Source organism: Microseira sp. BLCC-F43, assembly GCF_041929235.1.
In the GTDB taxonomy this organism is placed as follows: Bacteria; Cyanobacteriota; Cyanobacteriia; order Cyanobacteriales; family Aerosakkonemataceae; genus Microseira.
The window spans coordinates 1-3077 of the sequence record NZ_JBHFNP010000079.1 but is presented as its reverse complement, the minus strand read 5'-3'; the positions used below and the strand labels follow the sequence as shown (position 1 = coordinate 3077).

The 3077-nt window shown below is 44.9% G+C and carries 2 protein-coding genes and 2 pseudogenes; 1 reads left to right on the top strand and 3 read right to left on the bottom strand.

Annotation, left to right across the window (positions count from 1 at the left end; genetic code table 11):
- Nucleotides 1-477 precede the first annotated feature (477 nt).
- Together ACE1CM_RS12315 and ACE1CM_RS12310 are read right to left on the bottom strand one after the other, a co-directional pair.
- Entirely contained in the window at nucleotides 478-882 is a 405-nt protein-coding gene (locus ACE1CM_RS12315; protein WP_374877766.1) for a hypothetical protein, read from the bottom strand.
- A gap of 61 nt (nucleotides 883-943) precedes the next feature.
- Nucleotides 944-1696 (bottom strand): transposase, encoded by a 753-nt coding sequence (locus ACE1CM_RS12310; protein ID WP_374877765.1) that lies wholly within the window; start codon nucleotides 1694-1696, stop codon nucleotides 944-946.
- Between ACE1CM_RS12310 and ACE1CM_RS12305 the strand changes: the two are divergent.
- Nucleotides 1695-2625: pseudogene (locus ACE1CM_RS12305) on the top strand (transposase); the annotation flags it as partial. The gene ACE1CM_RS12310 and the pseudogene ACE1CM_RS12305 overlap by 2 nt on opposite strands.
- Here the strand turns inward: ACE1CM_RS12305 and ACE1CM_RS12300 are convergent.
- Nucleotides 2621-3077: pseudogene (locus tag ACE1CM_RS12300) on the bottom strand (IS110 family transposase); the annotation flags it as partial. The pseudogenes ACE1CM_RS12305 and ACE1CM_RS12300 sit on opposite strands and share 5 nt — an antisense overlap.

Genomic DNA, 3077 nt, shown 5'->3' with positions numbered 1-3077 from the left:
TAAAGAGGGAACCTGCTGCATTAGTCTGCGAGCAGTATGAGCCTCAATTAATAGACGCTTCTTTTTCAAACTTTGAGCCTGCCTTTGTAGTCGTTGCCATTCACCGATTGGGTCGGCGACCTTTACCACAGTTATATTTTGTCATTAATTCATTTTCGACAAATTTATCAAACTTGTCTAAGTAAATATTCGCAAGGATTGGGCTTAATATTGCTCGGGTGTGGGCTTCCACTTAAGGTGGCATTATATCGCCATTCCTCCAAATATCCAGTTTTGAGCAAATTTTCGATTTACCTCAAAAAACGGTTATCCTTGATTTTCTGTTTCAGAATATCGAGGAGAATTGAGTGGTCGAGTGAGTCTAAGCATTGAGCTATGTCACCTTCCACAAACCATTTTGTCCCTACCCATTTACTGTATATTTCGCTTAGGGCTGTATGGCATCCGCGTTTTGGACGAAAACCGTGGGAGGTTGAACTAAACTGTGGTTCGTAATACGCCTCTAATATCAGCAGTATCACTATCTTGCAATAGTTTATCTGACCAGCGAGGAATGCCGAGTGGGCGTTTCTTCAAAGAGTTTTTCTTCTCAATGTATACGCGACGTACAGGCATCCATCGATACCTTTCATAACGTAGGTCATGAATAATGGCATCAATTTTTGCTTTTGACATTCCATCTACGGTTTCATCTGTTGCGCCTGGTGTCATTGCACCTTTATTGCGATGGATTTTACCGTAAGCGAGTAAGAACAAATCGGGGTTAAACAATTGTCGATAAACATCTTCCAATGGCAGTCCCCGCTTACCACGTTCATGGATAATTCCCAACACAGTTTCGGCGTTTCGCATCTGGCGTACCTCATGAGTTGAGTTTTGCAACACCTGCCACCCTTCCCCATCAGGACTTACGCAACTGTCACATGCGTACGCGCCGATAAGATCAGGCTAAAGACATGGCTAGAGAGGGGTGCTTGAGCTGTTGAATTAAATAGTTGGAGAGTAATCCGTACTTGATTTGATAAACTGTTTGGCCTGTTTTGTAGGCCAAGTCTTTCAATCTAAGCCAGACTAGCATGGCACAGGCTATATGATTTCTTTGCAGACTCGCCTGACGGCTAGGCCGCGATTCTATACCTGTGAGTTGCTTCAGTTCTCTGTGAAACTCTTCAATCTTCCAGCCGATGTCACACAATAGTTGTACAGCATCCGTTGCATCTTGATTTATATCGTTAGTCGCGATATATTCCGTTTTGCTGGTCGAAACAATTACCCGGAATAGTTTCACTTTTTTATCTTTAGGGAAAGCTTTTATTTTAATCGTTTTGCCTTGTTCAAGCTCAGTTTCATTCCAGTTGAGTGATTCAATTGGTTGATAATTTTCTACTCCTCCTGTATCATCCACCAAGCGGTTTCTCTTTAAAGGACAGTAGTAAATCTTACCTTGTTTGTCAATATATTGCATCAAGTTCTTCGTTGCATACCAGCTATCCATTAAGACTGTGCGAAAAGGCAGCAGCTTGTGGTAGATTAGGTTTTGAAGCATTTCCAACACATGGTCTAGTTTACTCTTAGCGTGTAACTGCTCACCGCAACTGCGTTGCGGTATCGCCAATGGTGGCTCATAGCTTGCCAGGGAGTAAGTGTGGTAAGGGATTGAGCCAAATAGGTGAAAATAGAGTATAGTAGCTTCCATGCTCAAAACAGCGGCACTGACAACCGACCCGGTAGAGATAGCCATTGCAGTAGAGAAGATGGCGATGGCAATGCTGTCGTTGGGAGAATGGCTACGATAAGCTTCAGCAGCAGCTAAAACAGCAACAACGAAAACTCTCGGAAAAACAGCAGCTCATAGAAGAGCAGCAACAGGAGATTGAACAGTTAAAAGAAGCGTTAGATAAGCTAAAAAACCGCACCTCATCAAACAGTTCTATCCCCCCATCAGCAGACCTGATCAAAAAGCCCAGTGATAAAAGCAAGCGGAAAAAAGGAAAAAAACGCGGCCCCAAATATGACCACCCCGGAAAGACCCGCAATGGATTTGGTGAGCCTGACCAAATAATAGAGCTAGAACTAGAAACTTGTCCGGTTTGTCAGGCAGCAGTTACGCCAGTTACAGCAGCACCGACTAAAGTGCAACAAGTAGCCGAGTTGGTAGAGCAACCTGTAGAAATCAGAGAATACCGCCGACGCTTATGCCAATGTCCCGGTTGTGGCTTCTCAGGATACTCTCAATTACCACCAGGAGTATTAGAAGGATTTAGCTACGGCGGCAGGTTATGTAGCGTGGTTGGTTGGCTGGGATATGGCGGTAACTTACCTTGGCGAAAACAAGAATATTTTGTGGAACAGGTCTTGGGAGTACCCATCTCTCAAGGGAGTTTAGCCAAAATGCAGCGCTACTTTCAGCAAAGTTTGCAGCCAATTTATCAACAATGGCTGACCTATGTGCAACAGCCGGGAGTACGCTGTGTAGATGAAACTACCTACGGCATTGATGGCATCAAATATTGGTTGTGGGTAGCCACCAGCGACCAGGTTTGTGTACTACTATTAGCTCCGACTCGGAGTAGTGCCGAACTTAAGCAGTTATTGGGGCAAGACTTTGAAGGCATTCACTCTAGTCAGTTTTTAATTGAGAAACCAGTAGTTTAAACAACAGCCGTACCGCCCGCGCAGCAACGCGGGTGCGTACCAACTTAATTGGGCAACCCGAAGATTTTTCATCATCGAGGATATCGCCCAAAAGTTGACCGATAAAGTTTTTGGGACGCGATCGCTTAGGTTCGACGCGGGTTTTCACCCACTGCCACAGCACAATTCTGCATAGATCTGATCCGCCTACTCGATCCAAATCCTTGTCCTTGGAAGCTTCTTTTCCGGGTGCGACACCGAGCGATCGCATAAACCGACGCGGAGAAAGGTATCGCTTTGTGGGTTTCCCTGACTTTCGTCCCCGGCGCGTAATCACTTCTGGTTTACCGTCGGCATCTAAGTAATTTGACAACGGGTAAATTTGGCTGATTAAAACTGTCTGCAACCGCAGTCCAAAACCAAACTTAGCAAACACTTTTCGG

Bases quoted from the DNA above. Each gene is read 5' to 3' on its own strand.
- ACE1CM_RS12310 (WP_374877765.1), bottom strand. From the start codon at position 1,696: ATGGAAGCTACTATACTCTATTTTCACCTATTTGGCTCAATCCCTTAC.